Here is a 19,911-nt window from a genome sequence, read left to right as displayed (position 1 = left end):
CAATTTTATGGCAATGGTCTTGCCGCTTTCAGAATACCAGCAATGGTATTACAGGTGATCGGTTATAAATAGTTTTCTGTTAGCCCACATCAGCAAGGCTTTCGGCAACTTAGGAGAAAGGGAGCCAGAAACAAGTCCTTGATTAAGCGATCGCGATTAACTTTATTAGGACTTACGCAAAAAACCTCTCAAACTCTTATTCCTCCGTGTCCTCTGCGGACTCTGTGGTTCGATTTTCCGTTGCTTGTGCGTAAGTCCTATTTATAACAAAATAAATATTATTAACAACTTAAATTGGTGCGTTACACTGCGTTAACGCACCCGATCAATTGAGACAGCTACTCGTCAATTTGACCTACGCGGCGGATATTCAAAATATCGCTCATTTTCTTAATTTGGACAAAGACTTGCTCTAGTTGAGAGCGATCGCGTATATCTATTCCTAAGTCCATCAATGCAGGTTGACCAGTAGCAGTTTTCACCTGAGCATGGCGGACATTGATCCCTTGGTCACTCAACCGTGACAAAATATCCTTTAACACCCCTACGCGGTCAAGGGCTTCAATTTGAACATCTACTGGATAAGTATGCGGACGACCACTATTTTCGGCGGCTGGGTTCCATCTAACTGGTACTAAGCGCTCATACTCCACACTCTCCAGATTATGGCAGCCTTGGCGATGAATCGAAATCCCCCTACCTCGCGTCACCACACCAATAATTGGTTCGCCAGGAATCGGGGTACAACACCCAGCTAAATAATACACCAACCCTTCTACCCCAACAATTGGCGAATCTGTAGAGCGGGAGGTAGTTGCAGGTGCATCTCGCAAAGCTTTTAATGTAGTTGATTCTTTGGGGACAAATAGGGACACAGTAGAAACTGGTTGTTGTCCTTTCGCTACTTCTCGCCAGCGATTTAGTACTAAGTTCAATGTAACTTCACCGTAACCCAAACCAGCGAGTAAATCTTCCACGCTGTGGTAGTTACACTTTTCGGCGACAGTCTCCATCGCATCCGACTTCAGCAAACTATCAAAACCAGTTTTACCGAGTTCCTTTTCTAACAATTCCCGTCCCCGGGCGACATTTTCTTCCCGGCGCGATCGCTTGTACCATTGTTTTATCCGATATTTTGCCGCTGAAGTCCTGACAAAGTTCAACCAATCCAAACTCGGATGGCAGTTCTTTTGAGTCAGAACCTCTACAATATCGCCATTTTGTAGCCGTGTTGACAGAGATACCATTCGCCCATTCACCCGCGCCCCTGAACAATGGTTTCCCACTTCCGTATGAATGCGATAAGCAAAATCTACAGTGCTAGAACCGGGACTTAAAGGAACAACATCCCCCTTAGGGGTGAAGACATAGACATCATCTTCAAATAGATTGTCTTTTACACTGTCAAGATATTCTTGTGCATCCTTAAGATCAGTTTGCCATTCCAGCAACTGCCGCAGCCAAGTAAACTTGTCATCTGTCGCTGTCAAATGGCTAATACTAGAACCACCTGTTTCTTTGTACTTCCAATGAGCTGCAATCCCATACTCAGCGATATGATGCATTTCAATTGTCCGAATTTGCACCTCTAAAGGACGACCAGTTAGTCCAATCACTCCAGTATGCAACGACTGGTAACGGTTAGGCTTTGGCAGTCCAATATAATCCTTAAATCTCCCAGGAATTGGGCGAAAGGCATCATGAACCATCGCCAATGCCCGGTAGCATTCCTCATTGGTTTGAACAATAATCCGTAGCGCTGCTAAATCATAAATTTCATGAAATTCCTTTTGCTGCCGTTGCATTTTTTGGTAAATGCTATAAAGGTGCTTAGGACGACCACTGATATCCTGGCAGTGAATTCCGGCTTGCTGCAAACGTTCCCGCAAAATCTCTGTAGATTTGGCCAACTTCTCTTCTCGTGCCGTCCGTTTTTCGGAAACATACTCCTGCATTTGGCGGAAAGCTTCTGGTTCCAAATATTTAAAAGCCAAATCTTCCAGTTCCCATTTAATCCGCCATATCCCCAAGCGATTAGCTAAGGGCGCAAAGATATCTCGCGTTTCTTGGGCACTGCGGCGGCGGCTGGCCTCTGACATATATTGTAAAGTTCGCATATTATGCAAACGATCTGCCAATTTCACCACAATTACCCGAATATCTTGGGCCATTGCCAAAAACATCCGCCGGAAGTTCTCGGCTTGACTTTCGGTTTTGCTTGTGAAATTGATTTTAGAAAGCTTGGTGACACCTTCGACCAATAGTCGCACTTCTGGGCCAAAGCGCTGGTCTATTTCTTCACTAGTAACTTCTGTATCTTCAACTACATCATGAAGAAATCCAGCTGCTATCATAGCAGCACTACCTCCCAAATCACGCAGCAAGTCGGCTACAGCAATGGGATGAGCAATGTATGGTTCTCCCGATTTGCGGTATTGACCTTGATGCAGTTGGTAAGCAAATTCAAATGCTCGACCGATTAAGACTGCATCATTATGCCTTCGGTCATCTTCCGCTTCGCCGCTAATTGTCGATGACTCCTTCAAACATTTTTTTAACCATTCTGGAATGGCAAGATCAACTGATGAATTTATCGCTATGCTGCTCATACAATTGGGTTTAGAGAGGATCAGTAGATAAGTGAATAATAAATAAAACTAGCAGCATCGCCGTGAAAAGATGCTGTTGCTCGAAAAAGCAGTGTCAGGATGATTCTCCAATTGCCGATAGCGTAGTGTAAAGCCTGCGGCATGGCAACTCTTAGAGACGCTACGCGTAGCTTGCTTCCCGAATGGGTACGCTTAGAGCGACGCAGGAGTGTCTTAGTAGTCATCCAGTTTGAGTTTCAAGGATCATAAAGAATATCCATTGATGGCAAACAAAGCCTCAAATCACAATTTGAGGCTTTCAGTGCTGATTAGCGCTTAAGAAAGTTTATTGTAGAAGAAAAATTACTTGACACTAATACTATCTTAATTAGCACTGGATGTCTTTAAACCGTGAGAAATATCAGGCACTCGTAACCTTACTAGAGCAATTACGCTCCGATGCCACAACTACGCAAATTGTTGCACCCGAACTGCGGCAGCGTGTAACCTCGTTGCAGCAATTGTTTGGGCAGCAAATTGTGCCTCTGGCTGATCAAGACTCGCGAGTGCAGTCTTATCAAACGGAGATGAGCAAGCAATTGTGCCTGTTGGAAATAGATGTGATGTTTTTGCAAGGAGCGCGGCAGGCATCTACTGCACAAACGAGACTTCAAACGATTAGCGATCGCTTGACAACCCTCATTCAATACTGTGATGCTATTCTGCAACAAGAAGCGAAAGGAGAAAAATAACAATTCTTTACCTTTTTCTCTAATTATTCCATCATCTCATTTACGACCGTTGATGAAAAGTTATTTTGGCAACAAGTTTCAAATTCTGTAAAGGGGAATGGGGAGTTAGAAGTAGAGACGCGATTAATCGCGTCTGTACAGGAGTTAGAAGTTATAAGAATTCTTCTTCCATGCCTAATACTTCTCTACGAGAGGCTGCGCCTTAAGCGAAGCTATGCCGCAGGCTTTACGACGCTGCCCTTACCTCGGCTACTTCGACTACTTCGGCTGAGCTCAGTACAAGTCCGCTCAGTACAAGTTCGCTCGGCACAAGTTCGCTCGGCACAAGTTGGCTACGGCTCCATCGAGCGTACCCCTACGGGGAAGCAAGCTACGCGTAGCGTCTCTAAGAGTTGCCGAGATGTTCAGGACAAGCTGAGTACAAGTGCGCCATGTCCTTTTAACTAGTACACCACGGCGTAAATAGAGCAACCATTTAAAATCCCTAAAAAGCCCATTTCATAATACTTTTGACTTTTGACTTTTAACTTTTGATTTCCGCCTTGTGGTACTAGTACCAATGCCTTTCAAGAGAAGATTCATAGTGCGGCGCATGTACGCTTCTACTGGCTCGGTTGTGGGTTTGAAGATCAATGCATAATATAGTGACCCGCTCACAAGATCGATAATTAAGTCTACGTCTGCATCCTTGTGAATTTCGCCTCTAGACTTGGCACGCTCAAGTATTTTAGAAAAGGCTTCACGTCGGAGTTTCGTATATTTTATCCAATAGACCTCTGCAAATTGAGGATTGCTAGACGCTGTACTAATGATCAGGGCGAGTGTTTGACGACCAAGGGGACTATCTATTTTTTTGGCGGCATTATTGATTAGGATATCCATGTCTCCCCAGAAACTGCCTGTATCGGGGATCGCTAAATCATCTCTCAGACTTTCTATAGCGTCTGCAACTAGTTCTTCTTTGGAAGTGTAACGCCGATAGATGGTCGTTTTACCAACTCCAGCCCGGGAAGCGATCGCTTCTATACTCATGCTTTCATATCCTACCTCTGCAAGCAGATCCAAAGTCGCTTGCAGAATAGCTTGGTCAGCGTAGATGCTGCGTGGGCGTCCAGAGGGGCTGTTGATTTGCTTACTCATAAAAATATCATCCCCAAGCAATATCTTCTTGACAATTTGCTTCTACCTTTGGGCATAGAACATAGTCTATGGGAAACAAATAAACCCTATGAATCAATTCTTGTACATGAAAACAGCAGGAGTGACTATCCATCTTTAGCATAGGTATTTCTGCCATTTTTCATTGAGAACTCTCTTGACCGTTTTAATATGATACGCTACCGTAGCGTATATATACAATATTTAATTTTAGCTTTGGGTTGGGCTACACCAAAGCCATGTATCGCTTTGACATCCTCCAAATATTATTTGTGCTAACAATGGCTACCAACATTAAAAGTTCCACCTTTGACCAATTTGGTTATGTCCAGGGGCCATTGAAGTGGGCGATCGCTCTCACAGCTTCCCTTGGTGCAATCTTAGAAGTGATTGATACCAGTATTGTTAACGTTGCCCTGACGGACATCCAAGCCAGTCTAGGTGCAACTGTCAGTGAAGTAGGTTGGGTAGTGACTGGATATGCGATCGCAAATGTCGTCTTAATTCCCTTATCTGCATGGCTGGGAGATTACTTTGGACGCAAAACCTACTTCATCTTCTCGTTGATTGGCTTTACCCTTGCCTCGGTTTTATGCGGGTTGGCATTTAATTTACCGATGCTGGTTTTTTCTCGAATTCTTCAAGGTTTATGTGGTGGTGGGTTGCTAGCTAAAGCACAAGCGATTTTGTTCGAGACTTTTCCACCTGCTGAACAAGGTATGGCCCAGGCAGTTTTTGGGGTAGGTGTAATTTCTGGCCCAGCAATTGGCCCAACTTTAGGGGGATTCTTAGTAGATGGTTTGGGCTGGCGGTGGATTTTCTTTGTTAATATTCCCTTCGGGATCGTTGCAGTGGCGATGTCCTTTGTATTTTTGCTCAAAGACAAAGACAAGAACGACACACAAAGCCAAGCCGTCGATTGGTTCGGGATTGGGTTTTTGGTCATCGCTGTTGGCTGTATGCAAACTTTGTTAGAGCAAGGAGAGGAAGACGACTGGTTTTCCTCTGGTTTCATCACCACGTTGGCGATCACTAGTATTATCGGATTGGGACTGTTTATTTGGCGAGAACTGAAAACAGATCACCCAGCTGTAGATTTGAGAGTTTTGCGTCACCGTTCTTTAGCTGCGGGAAGTGTTCTCTCAGCACTGGTGGGTATGGGGCTTTATGGCACACTCTTTGCTGTGCCGATATTTGCTCAGAGTGTGCTGCACTTTACGGCAACGCAGACAGGACTATTATTAGCACCTGGAGCTTTAGCGTCTGCGATCGTTATGGTTTTATTAGGCAAACTGTCTAGTAAAATAGATGCCCGATTTTTAATTGCAATAGGCGCTGTCGGATCATCGGGAGTCATGTTTCAACTAGCAACAATTACCCCACAAACGGGCATAGATGATTTATTTTGGCCATTGGTATGGCGTGGGGCTTTTACTGTGTTGATGTTTCTCCCCTTAAGTCTGGCAGTTTTAGGCCCACTACCCAAACAAGATGTTTCTGCCGGGTCTGGTTTCTACAACCTCACCCGACAACTAGGTGGTAGCATCGGTATTGCCCTACTCACTACTCTGCTTGACCGACGAGAGGCTTTTCATCGAGCCATCTTGTTAGCAAAACTTAGTCCTTATGACCTAGAAACCAATCAGCGCCTCGACACACTCAACGGGGCACTCCAAAGTCAAGGCATAGATGCCGCTACATCTCAACAACAAGCACTAACTTTATTAAGTCAAATAGTAGATACCCAAGCTGCTGTTTTGTCTTACGCAGATTGCTTTCGAGTGGTAGGCGTAGCGTTCCTTTGCTCATTACCTCTGTTACTATTTCTCGGTAAAGGCGGTGCAAGAGCGAAAGCACCAGTCAGTCACTAGGGTAAAGTAAATAGCGATGCCTGCGGCGGGCGTAGCCATCGCATCCCTATTTAAAATTCTCTGATGGCAAAACTACGTAAAAACACGTATGTTGACCTTATTCTCTGTCAAAAGTCACAGAATAAGGTTAACATACACGGATTTATCTGGATAAGAAAAGTAAAAGTCGCGCTTAAAACTGAGCGCGACTATATGAAGTCTTATTGCTAAAATTAGAAATTTTGATCTTAGAAAAAGTTCATTATTGTAATAATGCTAACGCTAGTCAACATCATTAAAGCCCCCATGATTATAGATTCGCCTAAACGATTGGGGGATTTTGAAGTGTTCATTTAAGTAAAATCCTTTTTATTAATTGTTTCTTAACCATATCAAAATAAGTATAAATATCTATAAAAGCATTGTAAAACTTAAATTACCGTAAACTTTCTTAGTAATTACTGTAATTTCTACTGAAGTATTAATTTTTACTGTTAATGGGTTACTCTCCTATTTTCCCCACTTCCCATTCTCCAGTTCAACAATGTAGTAATTCCCGAACAGAATAATTACCTTATCTCCGAGCGGAATACGGGCCTTTATGAGGTAAAATAAATATTAATCAAGGTAAAAATATTTGATCAGAAAATTATCATGACAGCTTCCACGGCATCTAGAAACCAAACGATCGCTTTTGACTTAGATAAATTAAATGAGCAATTTGAAACTGCCACTCCCAAAGAAATACTGGCATGGTCTATAGACAATATCCCAACGGGACTGGTGCAAACGAGCGCCTTTAACGTGGATGACATGATAATTACCCATATTCTTTACAGTGAACTGAAGCATCCCGTTCCTGTGATCTTTCTCGACACCTTGCACCACTTCCCCCAAAGCCTAGAATTAGTTGCCAAAGCCAAACAAGTCTACAACCTGGATTTGCAAACTTACAAAACTCCAGATGTAGACACCCGCGAAACCTTTGAAGCCAAATACGGCGACAAACTCTGGGACAAGGATATTGCCGAATTCCACCACATTACAAAAATTGAACCACTGCTACGGGGTCTAGACGAACTCAACAGCGTCGCTTGGATCACCGGACGCCGCCGTGACCAAGCAGTAACGCGTGCGAATATGCCCATATTTGAATTAGATGGTAAAGGTCGGCTGAAAGTAAATCCCATAGCTGCCTGGACACGCCAAGACAGCTGGGTTTACGTGGCTGAACACGGAGTCATCTACAACCCCCTACACGACCAAGGTTATCCCAGCATAGGCGACCAACCTATCACTACCAAAGTAGGTGAAGGCGAAGACGAACGCGCCGGACGCTGGCGGGGAAGTGAAAAAACAGAATGTGGAATTCATATTTAGTTATTAGTCATCTTTGAAAATGAATGTAGAGACGTAGCAGTGCTACGTCTCTACAAGGGTTTCAGGCAACGAATAATGGTTCTATTAATTTCTGGAGATGTCTATTAGTCATTAGTGATTTATCGCACTGCTATTAAATCCAGCCAAACTAACACAACAACCAAAACCAGTTCAATCAGGTAAGTTTTACTAGATATGATTCCTAGAAATACAATATTAATCACACCAAAAAACCAAATAAAGTAGTTACACCCTGTCTAATATCCTTATAGCTGAGTTTACGGGCGATAAAGATTATACAGGAGTATTCCTCACAAGCGCCTACAACCTCCACCAATGTAGGCACTTACTATATAGATATTGCAGTAAAGCCGAATCAACCATGACTGAAGCCAAGTCTACTCATACAGTCCGCCGGGGAAGAATATTCCCCTCAATCCAGTGGTCAGAAGAAAAGAAAGCTCAATGGAAAGCTGAAAAAGCAGAATTTAAGCAGCGTTGCAAACAAATCTTTAAAAAATTGCAGCCTTCTTTAATTGAAACTCACTACAACTGGTATGTGGCAGTTGAACCAGAAAGTGGAGAATATTTTATTAATGAGGATGCCTTAGTAGTTGCCCAGATGGCACATGAAAAATACCCGAATGTAAGGCTGCACGTTTTCCGCATCAATGAAACTGGGGTGTGCGGCACGATATGATTTCTGGCAACTTTGGTGATAAGGATGAATTATTTTTCGAGATAGAGTTGATAGCTGTTGATGGATCAGAAATACCAGTAGAAGCACTTTTTGATACAGGTTTTTCTTGGTGGCTGGCAATTAATAACCAGGATTTAGAAGCACTTGATTGGATTTATCTAGAACAGCAAACAATGATCACAGCCCAAGGAGAAGCGGAATTTGACATATATTTAGGAAAAGTGCGAATTGATAGCAAGGAATTTGATATTCCTGTTCATGTGGGTGAAGGAGTGTCAGAAGTTTTACTTGGTCACCAGTGGTTAAGAACTCGACGGTTGGTGGTGGATATGCTATCTAGGGTATTAACGCTGGGATAATAAGAAATTTATTATTCCTATCTTTTCCTTGTAGCGTAGCTAGGCTGCAAGGTTATTAGTAAGAGAAGTGGTAGTTTGATACTGAGTAATCAAATTACATCAATTTTTATTAGTGCAAGATGTAAGTATAACAAATGATTCTCAACTGAAGCTCGATGTGGCAGCAGCTAGATCCGCTATTGAGACAATCCGAACACTAGACCTCAATGAGACTTCAATTGACGAGATTAAAGAGCTTCTAACGCCAATCTTCCGTGGCTATGTGGTAAAACCTCCATGCTTTAACCTTGGATTCCCTCTTTACAGTGGCCGCTTAGGAGATAAGTCAGCAAACATTTCGGAACTCAGCTATCCGCCAGCGCGCTTAACTCCGATCGGTCTTGCAAACCGGACAAAAGAACCTGTTCTGTATTGTTGCACAGCACGAGAAGCCGTATTTTTTGAATTACAGCCAAAAGTCGGCGATACTGTTGCTCTTGCCCATTAGGTAACGACCGCACCGTTGATGGTCAACTACGTAGGATACACACGCCGCGTGTTTGATGCGCTTGGAAGTACCCGTCCAGTCGCTAGTTGGGGATCGGAACCTTCTGCTCTAACAGGAGATCAACAGGAGATCATGGATTTCCTATCCGATGCGTTCACGCAGATTGTCCCACCGGGCGAAGAGCAACTTTACAACAAATTGACTCCTTATTTTTTGCGATCGCGATTCATAGGTTGGGAAAATCCTGTAAAACAGTATATTTGCTGCAAAGAAATTCACCTTGTACTTAAATATAATTTTTAGCGATACCTGCGGCACACTGCGTGAACGCACGTTTTTTGCCCGATCTCACAAAATCGTGTTGCTCCATTAATTATTTGTCATTAATATGTAGACAAAGAACAAAAGACAAATATGATTAAAATCCTCCACCTCTCCGACATCCACATGGGAAGCGGCTTTTCCCACGGACGAATTAATCCCGCAACTGGATTAAATACACGGTTGGAGGATTTTGTCAACACCCTGTCTAAATGTATCGACCGAGCGCTGACAGATGCTGTAGATATGGTGATATTTGGTGGCGATGCTTTCCCAGATGCTACACCACCGCCCTATGTACAACAAGCTTTTGCCAGCCAGTTTCGTCGTCTCATGGATGGTAATATTCCGACAGTGCTGTTGGTGGGCAACCACGACCAACATTCCCAAGGACAGGGAGGAGCGAGTTTAAATATTTACCGCACTTTGGGAGTACCAGGATTTGTAGTAGGTGATACATTAACTACTCACTACATCGAAACCCGTAATGGCAAAGTGCAAGTAATCACCCTCCCTTGGCTAACCCGTTCCACTCTGATGACTCGCCAAGAGACTGAAGGTTTGTCTTTGGCGGAAGTTAACCAACTGTTAACCGAACGCCTGCGAGTTGTCTTGGAAGGAGAAATTCGCCGTCTTGACCCCGATGTGCCAACTGTCCTTTTGGCTCACTTGATGTCTGACAATGCTACCTTGGGCGCAGAACGCTTTTTGGCAGTAGGTAAAGGCTTTACTCTACCCCTATCTTTGCTGACACGACCTTGTTTTGATTATGTAGCGTTGGGACACGTCCACCGTCACCAAAATCTGAATAAATCCAACAACCCGCCTGTGATTTATCCAGGCAGCATTGAGCGGGTAGATTTTAGTGAAGAAAAAGAAGATAAAGGCTATGTGATGCTAGAACTAGAGCGGGGAAGTGCTAAGTGGGAATTTTGTCCCTTAAAAGTTCGGACTTTCTGCACTATTGAAGTGGATGTCTCGAAAACAGATGATCCCCAGGCAGTATTAATGAAAGCGATCGCCAAGTATGATATTCAAGATACTGTAGTGCGGCTAATTTACAAACTCCGCTCTGAGCAGATGGATTTAATTGACAGTTCCTCTTTACATACTGCTTTAAGTCTCGCTCATACCTACACTATTCAAGCAGAATTAGTGAGTCAATTAGCTCGACCCCGGATTCCGGAATTGAGTGCAAGTAGCAGCATCGACCCAATGGAAGCCTTGAAAACTTATTTGAATAACCGCGAAGACCTTAAAGACATCGCAGCATCAATGCTAGATGCAGCACAGAAGTTGCTAGCAGATGATGTGGAAGTCTGGCTAGAAGCAGCAACTAGTGAGTAGAATAGATGCTAATTATATTTTCATCTTCTAAGGGCAATATCTCCTAACAAAGTTGTTTTTAGTTAGGGAGTTCTAAGTAAAAAAATATCCAACTATTTCTTGTGGGATGAAGAGAAGTCTAAGCATCGGCTTCCAGCACTCAGAACTTCGGAGTGTCTCGCGATTGGTGTCAAGTTAAAGCATCAGCCCAGGATGTCAAGAGAACTTGCAGCGTTGGGTCGGTGTTGTTAACGAACGGCTTTAAGCAAGTCCATAGAGCGCTGATGCTCGACCAGCCAAGGAATGTAGTTGTAACTGTGGGTTTTGCAACAGTGGGCGGTTAAAAAATGCAATCTACCACTAAATGGGGTTCTCCAACAAGCTGCTAGAACCCTTTGATGGATTGTCTGATATAGGTTAGGATAATCCATCAATTAGAGGAAAAACTTCAAGCACGCTTAATCGCGCTCTAACATGAAAATCACCCAAATTTGTATTTGGGCAGATTTTTTAGGAGTTTGCTACTCTATATCAATTGTTGTTTTTCTTATAGCCAGAGAAAATTTTGGACTCAGTCAATAAAGTTATCGAGCCTTGAATAAGCTACTCTTTACAGGTAAATCTTTTCGTTTTATGGCTTTTGTCTTACCGCTAATCATGTGGTGGGCATACAAAGAAGTACAAAATCAATTTGTACAGCCGCAAGCAGTTGTAGTGTTAGGTGGTTCAACGAGACATTTAGAGCGAGAGAAGTTTACAGCAAAATTTGTTCGTGAGCATCCAAATATACCAATTTGGATTACTGGGGGTAGTCCACCTAGATTCACCCAACGAGTGTTTACCAAAGCTGGTGTTGATCCCAAACGTTTACACTTGGACTATGAAGCTGTAGATACAGTTACTAATTTTACTACGTTAGTGGATGATTTGCAAGCTCGCGGCATCAAGAGTGTTTATTTGATTACTTCAGACTTCCATATGCGCCGGGCTTGTGTCATCGGCGAAATTATTTTGGGTAGTCGGGGTATTTATTTAAAACCAGTGCCAGTTCCTTCCGAAAAACCTCCTGAATCTATCGAAAAATCTATTCGCGATGGAGCTAGAGCAATACTTTGGTTAGCAACTGGTTACACTGGTGTGGATGCAGCTAAAAATAAACTGTAAATTAAACCAATTTTGGATTTTGGACTTCGGCTTACCTCGACTTACCTCGGTACAAGTCGCTCGGCATAAATCGGCTACACTTAGGACAAGCTCAGTACAAGTCGGTATAAGTCACTCAATCGAACGATTTTGAATTTTGGAATTGCAAATCTTCAGATTCAGAAGGTTTATCGATTTGAAACAATACAAACTGTTCCAATTTGGTATCATTTATAAGAATTTGCATGATCTTGACCTAACTCAATATAGGCAAATTAAGAGAACTAATGCCAATATATCGTGACATTAACTCAGTAATAACAGACACATCAAAGTACAATTGTCGAAAAACTAGCGCAACATTAACGTTCAAACAACACAATATAAAAACCAATTAACAGTTTTTGCTCATTTGATTGCTTAGTGAATACTTTGCGTCCATCAAAGTTTCGAGCAGCGGCTTGGATAACTCGAATTTCTCTGTCTAATTCGAGGAAAAAACGCACCAATCTATCTCACAATTTGATACCCTAGCTTAAACAGATTTGAGAAAACTTAAAGCGTGGAAATTCAACTTGGGCGGGGAAAAACAGCTCACAGAGCTTATGGAATAGATGAAATTGCTCTAGTCCCCGGTAACAGAACACTAGACCCCAGTCTGGCAGATACTAAGTGGCGTATTGGCAATATTGAGCGAGAAATCCCGATAATTGCCAGTGCAATGGATAGCGTAGTAGATGTTCGCATGGCTGTACGTTTGTCACAGTTAGGAGCATTAGGTGTCCTCAATTTAGAGGGGATTCAAACTCGCTATGCTGACCCAGAGCCAATATTAGATCGGATTACCTCTGTGGGGAAAGATGAATTTGTTGCCCTGATGCAAGAACTCTATGCCGAACCAATAAAGCCGGAATTAATTGAACAACGTATTCAGGAAATTAAACAACAAGATGGCATTGCGGCGGTAAGTGCAACTCCAGCCGGTGCAAGTAAATACGGTGAGGCGGTGGCAAAAGCTGGGGCAGATTTATTTTTTGTACAGGCTACGGTAGTTTCTACTGCACATCTGTCACCAGAGTCTTTAGTACCACTTGATTTAGCAGAATTTTGCCGTTCCATGCCCATCCCTGTGGTGTTGGGGAATTGCGTGACTTACGAAGTCACTTTGAATTTGTTGAAAGCTGGAGCAGCTGGGGTACTGGTGGGAATTGGTCCTGGTGCGGCTTGTACCTCCCGTGGCGTGTTGGGTGTGGGTGTACCACAGGCAACTGCGATCGCTGATTGTGCTGCCGCACGAGATGATTACTACAAGGAAACTGGCAACTATATCCCGATTATTGCTGATGGCGGTTTAATCACTGGTGGCGACATTTGCAAATGCATCGCCTGCGGTGCCGATGGTGTGATGATTGGTTCCCCCTTTGCCAGAGCCGCCGAAGCCCCAGGACAAGGTTATCATTGGGGTATGGCAACTCCCAGCCCAGTCTTGCCTCGTGGCACCCGCATTCGTGTTGCCACCACTGGTAGCCTAGAGCAAATACTCGTTGGGCCAGCAGGACTAGATGATGGCACTCACAATCTTTTAGGAGCCTTAAAGACGAGCATGGGCACCTTAGGAGTTAAAAATATTAAAGAAATGCAACAAGTGGAAGTTGTGATTGCGCCTTCTTTATTAACTGAAGGTAAAGTTTACCAAAAAGCTCAACAATTAGGTATGGGGAAATAAAGGGAATAGGGACTAGGGAGTAGGGAGATGAGGGGGATGAGGGAGAAATAATTAATGCCCAATGCCCAATACCCAATGCCTAATCTTGGAATAAATTTTTCCAGGCCCCTAAACAATTGCTGGAAAAATCTGATATGTCGCTTACAATAGAAATAGCGGAGACGCATGTTTCCGTTCACTCCTCACACCACACTCCGCCCGGACTACTGTTCGGGCGGTTCCTTATGTTTGTAAATAAATTCTATAGCTTCTTTGCAAATGTACATCCTCTACTCCCAAGCTGAGGTTTTTGCTATGGTAGAATTTTCACCAAGTTCAGATATTATTGGCGAAGGTTTTAGGCATGTCAACAGCCGCACAAGTTACCGATTCTAGTTTCAAGCAAGAAGTACTCGACAGTGATGTACCCGTTTTAGTTGACTTTTGGGCACCCTGGTGCGGACCATGCCGTATGGTAGCTCCTGTTGTCGATGAAATCTCCGAACAGTACAAAGGTCAAATAAAGGTTGTAAAAGTCAATACAGATGAAAATCCTAATGTTGCTAGTCAGTACGGCATCCGCAGCATTCCCACATTAATGATTTTTAAGGGTGGACAAAAAGTTGATATGGTGGTTGGCGCTGTGCCTAAAACTACATTAGCTTCCACTCTCGAAAAGTATCTTTGAAACTCAATCGGCAATAAAATCCTCTTGAGTTATCCATGTTGTTGTAACTTTAGGTTAATTTTTATAAATAAGTTTGAGAGGCGCGAATTTCTCGTCTCTCAAATTTGTTTACATTTGTATACAGTTTCCAGATATTTTTAGGAGTTTTCTACCTCAAAAACAACTCCCTAATTCCGGCACTACCAATTTCTACTGCTAGCGCCGCCAACAGAAAACCCAAAAGCTGAGTCACAATCACTCCACCTTCTGCACCAATCCACTGGTCAATCAGATTTGCTAAACGCAAAATCAACCAAGTGACAAACATTGCCCCTAGTATACCTACCACGACACCAATATGCGGACTCTGTGATTTCGACATCAGCAACATCACCGTTGTCAAAGTCCCTGGCCCTGCTAGCAGTGGTAAAGCTAGTGGAGTAATTGCGACATCACGTCCTTCCTCAATAATCGGCTGATCTAATTCTCCCCGCAGCATTTGCAAAGCAATTAACAGCAATAACAATCCCCCAGCTACTCGCAAAGAGCCGATACTTATTTCCAAATAATTTAAAATTATTTGCCCACCAAAAGCAAACAGCAAAAGAACTGCGATCGCAATGATAATTGCTTTATCTATAACTTTGTTTCTTTGGTCTGGCATCATGCCTTTAGTCAAAACTAAAACAATCGGTATATTGCCCACAGCATCTGCTAGGACAAACACAGCGATAAATGTTTGAATGAGAATAGAAATATCCACAGCAGAGAGCTTTTATCAGGGTTTGATCACAACCTAATCTTAATCTTGCTCAGTTTGCTATAACCCAGAGGAAGATTAAGATCAGCTATAAAACAAGTCTGTTAAAGAAAAGCAAGCCTGACGCATTTCTAATTAAGTTCCACAGATATTGAAGTAGCGATATATTTTGATAATCTATCTTCGATAAATCAACTGTTCGTTGTTGAATCTATGAACTCTTATTTAGCCGCCGCTATTCAATTGACCAGTGTGCCAGATTTACAGAAAAATCTGGCACAGGCAGAAGAATTAATAGAGCTTGCCGTGCGTCAAGGTGCCCAATTGGTAGGTTTGCCAGAAAACTTTTCCTATATGGGAGAAGAAAAAGACAAACTCGCCCAAGGCGATGCGATCGCTCGTGAAAGTGAAAATTTTCTGAAAAAAATGGCTCAACGCTTTCAAATTACAATCTTGGGCGGCAGCTTTCCAGTTCCTGTAGACAATACAGGCAAAGTTTATAACACCACTTTACTCATCGACCCAAACGGTGAAGAACTTGCCCGCTACTACAAAGTACACCTATTTGATGTCGATGTCCCCGACGGCAACACCTATCGTGAATCTAGTACGGTTGTAGCTGGTACGCACCTACCTCCCGTGTATTTTTCAGAAAAACTTGGTAATTTGGGACTTTCTATTTGTTATGATGTCCGCTTCCCTGAAGTGTACCGTCATTTAGCAGACAAGGGAGCTGATGTTATGTTTATTCCTGCCGCTTTTACTGCCTTTACTGGCAAAGACCACTGGCAAGTACTACTACAAGCCAGAGCCATCGAAAATACTGCCTACGTCATTGCTCCTGCCCAAACAGGCAATAACTACGCCCGCCGTCTAACCCACGGACACGCGGTCATTATCGACCCTTGGGGCGTAATTTTAGCCGATGCTGGGGAAAAACCGGGAATTGCGATCGCAGAAATTAAGCCTACTAGGCTTGAACAAGTCCGCCGTCAAATGCCCTCTTTACAGCATCGGGTATTCTAATAAGACTAAGAACTGGGAACTGGGGAGATAAGGAGGACAAAGAAAGAATTTTTCCAATGCCCAATGTCCATTACCTAGGAATCAAACAAAAAACCGGGTAACCTACCCGGTTTTTGCCAATATTAAGAATCCTCAGTCTTTTAAAAGCATAGCAGCACTGTGATCTGATTTATTTTTTGTCAAAATTAAACTTTAGCAGCTGCCTTGGTAATAACGTTGAGTTCACCTTTAGCATACTTAGCAGCAAAATCTTCCAAAGAAATTTGCTTAATTTTGCTTGCGTTGCCAGCTGTGCCAAACTGCTGATAGCGTTCAGTACAAACCTTCTGCATATATGTAATAGAAGGCTTGAGGAAGTGACGGGGGTCAAACTCCTCTGGTTTTTTAGCCAAAGCTTCACGTACAGCAGCAGTAATAGCCAAACGGTTGTCGGTGTCGATGTTTACTTTACGTACACCACTCTTAATACCTTTTTGGATTTCTTCTACAGGTACACCGTAGGTTTCAGGAATTGCACCACCATACTGGTTAATCAGTGCCAGCAAATCTTCAGGTACAGAGGATGAACCGTGCATTACCAAGTGGGTGTTAGGCAGACGGCGGTGAATTTCTTCAATGCGGCTGATTGCCAAAATTTCCCCAGTCGGCTTGCGGGTAAACTTGTAAGCACCGTGGCTAGTGCCAATGGCAACTGCCAAAGCATCTACTTGGGTTGCTTCTACGAAGTCAACAGCTTCATCGGGGTCAGTTAACAGTTGAGAGTGGTCGAGTGTACCTTCAAACCCGTGACCATCTTCAGCTTCACCAGCACCAGTTTCTAGAGAACCCAAACAACCGAGTTCACCTTCAACACTGACACCCAAAGCATGAGCTACATTTACAACTTCGCGGGTAACACTGACGTTGTACTCGAAGCTAGCGGGGGTCTTCGCATCAGCTTCTAAAGAACCATCCATCATCACGCTGGTGAAGTTGTTCTTAATTGCTGAGTAGCAGGTAGCAGGCGCATTACCATGATCTTGGTGCATGACAATGGGAATCTGAGGATAGGTTTCTACGGCTGCCAAAATCAGGTGGCGGAGAAAGTTTTCTCCTGCATAATTACGAGCGCCGCGTGAAGCTTGCAAAATTACGGGGCTATCTGTCTCGACAGCAGCCTTCATGATCGCCTGAATCTGCTCCAAATTGTTAACGTTGAAAGCTGGGATGCCGTAACCGTTTTCAGCTGCGTGATCCAACAGCAGCCGCAGTGGTACAAGCGCCATAGATAGTCCTCCTAATGTGGTTGTCAGCTAGTCGGTGTGAAAGAAGCGTAATAATCACGCTAAATCTTAAGAGTTTTTTCAACTTATAGGAAATTATAACTAGTGTGGTGTGTCTATGTTGAAAAACTTTACGCCATAGTTACTATAAATATGCCTTATACTTGCTCTATACTACTGTACTATGCCCCATAGTTGCTGTGTATTGCTGTACATTTAGCTACCCTGCAACTAGTAGTTTTGGTAGCCCAGTATCCAAAATAGTCATCTTAAAGCGATCGCTTCAACCTAAAGGTACTAACTTTTGACAAATGCTGTAAGGGTGTTTTCTCCTAAATATTGCATTTGGGATTAGATTATGCGTAGCCCACGGAATTAGTAAAATTTTATCAGAAAGTGGCGATCGCACTGACTGCAATTAAAAATAGGAGCGATCGCCCTACACAATCGCTCTTTTTACAATCAAAAATTAGTATAGTGTTGTTAACTGATCGCACTGACAAAGCGAAGATCAGCGATCGCTTTACATCTTCAAAGCTGTCTCAATTCAAATGCTTAACAAAGATGCGACGCTATCGGCGTAGCGTTAGCGTTAGCGAAGCGGTAGCGTTCGTGCAGCGTCTCGTAGAGAGGAACGAGCGTCCGCAGGAGCGTCACAGCCGGTCGTAGACATTGCACAGACACCTAATAAGGGGCGTAAGCTTTCTTCTTAAGGCACTTTTCCAGATCAGGCGCTCATACTGTTATTAATCAGTTCTCTAGGAACGGGTAATCCGATAGGTAAGTGTGTAGTCCCAGGTAGACCAACCCGCTGTGGTAGAAATTTTCCAAGCTCGCTCTTCATGGGAGGGTCCTGTGGAGGAAATTTCTAATTCGGTACTACCTAGTAAGTCATCTTTTTTTAAACTATCAAGAATGCCTTCTGCGGTTGTAGCTGCTGAAAGTATCGTTCCTGCAACAGCTTCTTGTGAACCTGTTGCTGCTATAGCACCTGAAATAGCACTACTAATCTTTTTAACTGTCTCACCATACTTAGCCCAGTTTACTGTCTCACCATACCTATTTTTAGACCTATCAGCTTCAGCCCAGTTTTTTGTAAAATCTTCGTCGTAAGCCTTTAGTCCGCCTTTGACGCTTTGCCCTTCTGGGATTTCGCCCTCAAATAAAATGGCTTGGTCTGGTTTGAAAGATTTCCTTTGCTTATCATTGATTTTAATAGGAGTTGTCAGAATTGCCTTGGTAGTTTTTCCTCCTACCAAACCACCGACGAGATAAAAATCGTCAGCACCGGTTACATCTTCGGTATCTCGGCAATAAACGTCAATTAATTCGACTTTTACCTTTGTCATAAATTTCTTGGACTATTGTGTTTGGTGTTGTGTTCAGAAGGGCACTCTGTTAATAAGCATCTGAATGCCTTTTTTTGTTCTTCACATCTATAAGACATTTCCCAACGTCAATTTCGGAATTTTTCGAGTTAGAGGCGTTTTTTCTCTAAATAAATCCATCTGATAAAACCAACTCAAGAACCAGAACCCTTCTGCACCATCGCTTGCAACCGTATCAAAGCTTCCTTAACTTCCCCGTCAGCCGGATAAAACAACTGCTGACTAAAGGCACTTTAATCAGCCTTTATCGCCCCTAAAGTATTCCCTAACCCAAAACAGAAGCGATCGCACTTCCTTGGGTAAGATAAGCGATCGCTCTTTTTAGATATTCAGACATCACATAGACAATTAAGAAGGTGCGTTAGCTTTCTTCATAACGCACCCGACAAGATTGGATAATTTATTTCTTGGTAATCTCCAAGATCAAGCGATTGCACTAAAAGCTATAAATATGGTTATTTCACTTCATAAAACCAGACGATTGATCCGTCTTTTTGTTGGATAGAAGCACGACCTTCTAAAGGAGGATTCTTGACTGCTTTATCTGCTGAATCGCTGGTCTTATCCCAAACTTTTTCTGCTGGACCGTTTCCGTCTTGATTTATGGCTCCGAGTCCAATTTTTCTTCTCCCTATTGTAGGAAATGTGGCTACTAATTGAACATTTTTACCGGGTTCAACTCTATAGTTAGATGCAAAAGAAAAACTATTAGTAGTAGGAATACCGTCAAATTGTTGTCCAACTGCGGTATTTGGCTCAATATCACCCAGAGGCCAGTTTGATGAGTCATTGTAAGCGCCTACACGCTGAAGAGTCTTTCCAGTTTTGTTAGCCACCAGAACAGTATATTTTCGGTCAAATCTGACACCGTTTACTATTTGGTCGAAAGTGGTATTTACATCAACATTAACGTTGGGTATGGGTAGGGGTACCGCAGCATGAGCATTACTATGAAAACCACCAAAGGTAATGCCTACAGCCAACAAGAAAGCAACAAAAATCCTGGTTAAAGATTTCATGGAGTTAATCTCCTCAATTT

At 43.0% G+C, this 19,911-nt stretch carries 22 protein-coding genes; 14 read left to right on the top strand and 8 right to left on the bottom strand.

Features of this window, described 5'->3' with window-relative positions; translation table 11 throughout:
- Positions 1–338: 338 nt before the first annotated feature.
- The gene (locus V7K48_RS03735; RefSeq protein ID WP_335069723.1) at positions 339–2,609 is read right to left on the bottom strand and encodes a RelA/SpoT family protein; all 2,271 of its coding nucleotides are present in this window, start codon (positions 2,607–2,609) and stop codon (positions 339–341) included.
- 20 nt (positions 2,610–2,629) lie between these two features.
- The gene (locus V7K48_RS03730) at positions 2,630–2,833 is read right to left on the bottom strand and encodes a hypothetical protein (RefSeq protein ID WP_335069721.1); all 204 of its coding nucleotides are present in this window, start codon (positions 2,831–2,833) and stop codon (positions 2,630–2,632) included.
- Between the two features lie 153 nt (positions 2,834–2,986).
- Here V7K48_RS03730 and patD point away from each other — a divergent pair, with 153 nt between their 5' ends.
- A complete protein-coding gene (patD, locus tag V7K48_RS03725) occupies positions 2,987–3,340 on the top strand; it encodes a heterocyst frequency control protein PatD (RefSeq protein ID WP_335069719.1) in 354 nt (117 codons plus the stop codon).
- Positions 3,341–3,838: 498 nt separating this feature from the next.
- Here the strand turns inward: patD and V7K48_RS03720 are convergent, their stop codons facing one another.
- The gene (locus V7K48_RS03720; protein WP_335069717.1) at positions 3,839–4,480 is read right to left on the bottom strand and encodes a TetR/AcrR family transcriptional regulator; all 642 of its coding nucleotides are present in this window, start codon (positions 4,478–4,480) and stop codon (positions 3,839–3,841) included.
- Between the two features lie 299 nt (positions 4,481–4,779).
- Here V7K48_RS03720 and V7K48_RS03715 point away from each other — a divergent pair, with 299 nt between their 5' ends.
- The 9 genes from V7K48_RS03715 to V7K48_RS03675 all read left to right on the top strand — a co-directional run bounded on the left by V7K48_RS03715 (position 4,780) and on the right by V7K48_RS03675 (position 12,085).
- The gene (locus V7K48_RS03715; protein ID WP_335069715.1) at positions 4,780–6,369 is read left to right on the top strand and encodes a DHA2 family efflux MFS transporter permease subunit; all 1,590 of its coding nucleotides are present in this window, start codon (positions 4,780–4,782) and stop codon (positions 6,367–6,369) included.
- 633 nt (positions 6,370–7,002) lie between these two features.
- The gene (gene cysH / locus V7K48_RS03710; RefSeq protein WP_335069713.1) at positions 7,003–7,728 is read left to right on the top strand and encodes a phosphoadenosine phosphosulfate reductase; all 726 of its coding nucleotides are present in this window, start codon (positions 7,003–7,005) and stop codon (positions 7,726–7,728) included.
- Positions 7,729–8,110: 382 nt separating this feature from the next.
- Positions 8,111–8,428 (top strand): hypothetical protein, encoded by a 318-nt coding sequence (locus V7K48_RS03705; RefSeq protein ID WP_335069711.1) that lies wholly within the window; start codon positions 8,111–8,113, stop codon positions 8,426–8,428.
- Entirely contained in the window at positions 8,413–8,787 is a 375-nt protein-coding gene (locus V7K48_RS03700; RefSeq protein ID WP_335069709.1) for an aspartyl protease, read from the top strand. Before V7K48_RS03705 ends, V7K48_RS03700 begins: the two co-directional genes overlap by 16 nt.
- A gap of 157 nt (positions 8,788–8,944) precedes the next feature.
- Entirely contained in the window at positions 8,945–9,274 is a 330-nt protein-coding gene (locus tag V7K48_RS03695; protein ID WP_335069707.1) for a hypothetical protein, read from the top strand.
- A gap of 18 nt (positions 9,275–9,292) precedes the next feature.
- Positions 9,293–9,577 carry a hypothetical protein gene (locus V7K48_RS03690; RefSeq protein ID WP_335069705.1) on the top strand — a complete coding sequence of 95 codons (285 nt, stop codon included), beginning with the start codon at positions 9,293–9,295 and terminating at the stop codon, positions 9,575–9,577.
- A 111-nt stretch (positions 9,578–9,688) separates the two neighbouring features.
- Complete coding sequence (locus V7K48_RS03685) at positions 9,689–10,942, top strand: exonuclease SbcCD subunit D (RefSeq protein ID WP_335069703.1); 1,254 nt, start codon at positions 9,689–9,691, stop codon at positions 10,940–10,942.
- Positions 10,943–11,094: 152 nt separating this feature from the next.
- Positions 11,095–11,265, top strand: a complete 171-nt coding sequence (locus V7K48_RS03680) for a hypothetical protein (protein ID WP_335069701.1) — start codon at positions 11,095–11,097, stop codon at positions 11,263–11,265.
- A 289-nt stretch (positions 11,266–11,554) separates the two neighbouring features.
- Positions 11,555–12,085 (top strand): YdcF family protein, encoded by a 531-nt coding sequence (locus V7K48_RS03675; protein ID WP_335069863.1) that lies wholly within the window; start codon positions 11,555–11,557, stop codon positions 12,083–12,085.
- A 341-nt stretch (positions 12,086–12,426) separates the two neighbouring features.
- On the opposite strand, the gene V7K48_RS03670 is transcribed toward V7K48_RS03675, so the two are convergent.
- Complete coding sequence (locus V7K48_RS03670) at positions 12,427–12,570, bottom strand: hypothetical protein (protein ID WP_335069699.1); 144 nt, start codon at positions 12,568–12,570, stop codon at positions 12,427–12,429.
- Positions 12,571–12,626: 56 nt separating this feature from the next.
- On the opposite strand from V7K48_RS03670, the gene V7K48_RS03665 reads away from it, so the two are divergent.
- Both V7K48_RS03665 and trxA read left to right on the top strand, forming a co-directional pair.
- Complete coding sequence (locus tag V7K48_RS03665; RefSeq protein ID WP_335069697.1) at positions 12,627–13,790, top strand: GuaB3 family IMP dehydrogenase-related protein; 1,164 nt, start codon at positions 12,627–12,629, stop codon at positions 13,788–13,790.
- A 343-nt stretch (positions 13,791–14,133) separates the two neighbouring features.
- Positions 14,134–14,457 (top strand): thioredoxin, encoded by a 324-nt coding sequence (gene trxA / locus V7K48_RS03660; RefSeq protein ID WP_069070846.1) that lies wholly within the window; start codon positions 14,134–14,136, stop codon positions 14,455–14,457.
- Positions 14,458–14,605: 148 nt separating this feature from the next.
- Here trxA and V7K48_RS03655 read toward each other — a convergent pair whose 3' ends face one another.
- A complete protein-coding gene (locus V7K48_RS03655; RefSeq protein ID WP_334978652.1) occupies positions 14,606–15,199 on the bottom strand; it encodes a MarC family protein in 594 nt (197 codons plus the stop codon).
- A 210-nt stretch (positions 15,200–15,409) separates the two neighbouring features.
- Here V7K48_RS03655 and V7K48_RS03650 point away from each other — a divergent pair, with 210 nt between their 5' ends.
- Positions 15,410–16,222: a carbon-nitrogen hydrolase family protein gene (locus tag V7K48_RS03650; RefSeq protein ID WP_335069695.1), complete on the top strand. Its 813-nt coding sequence runs from the start codon at positions 15,410–15,412 to the stop codon at positions 16,220–16,222.
- 185 nt (positions 16,223–16,407) lie between these two features.
- Here V7K48_RS03650 and fba read toward each other — a convergent pair whose 3' ends face one another.
- Positions 16,408–17,487, bottom strand: a complete 1,080-nt coding sequence (gene fba, locus V7K48_RS03645; RefSeq protein WP_335069693.1) for a class II fructose-bisphosphate aldolase — start codon at positions 17,485–17,487, stop codon at positions 16,408–16,410.
- A gap of 393 nt (positions 17,488–17,880) precedes the next feature.
- Here fba and V7K48_RS03640 point away from each other — a divergent pair, with 393 nt between their 5' ends.
- Positions 17,881–18,153, top strand: coding sequence for a hypothetical protein (locus tag V7K48_RS03640; protein WP_335069691.1), 273 nt, complete (start codon positions 17,881–17,883; stop codon positions 18,151–18,153).
- Positions 18,154–18,242: 89 nt separating this feature from the next.
- Here the strand turns inward: V7K48_RS03640 and V7K48_RS03635 are convergent, their stop codons facing one another.
- Both V7K48_RS03635 and V7K48_RS03630 read right to left on the bottom strand, forming a co-directional pair.
- The gene (locus tag V7K48_RS03635) at positions 18,243–18,833 is read right to left on the bottom strand and encodes a hypothetical protein (RefSeq protein ID WP_335069689.1); all 591 of its coding nucleotides are present in this window, start codon (positions 18,831–18,833) and stop codon (positions 18,243–18,245) included.
- Between the two features lie 494 nt (positions 18,834–19,327).
- Positions 19,328–19,891, bottom strand: a complete 564-nt coding sequence (locus V7K48_RS03630) for a hypothetical protein (protein ID WP_335069687.1) — start codon at positions 19,889–19,891, stop codon at positions 19,328–19,330.
- Positions 19,892–19,911: the final 20 nt, after the last annotated feature.

Source organism: Nostoc sp., from assembly GCF_036919615.1.
Classification (GTDB): domain Bacteria; phylum Cyanobacteriota; class Cyanobacteriia; order Cyanobacteriales; family Nostocaceae; genus Nostoc.
Note: the sequence above shows the minus strand (reverse complement) of the source record. Positions and strands in the feature narration are given on the sequence as shown.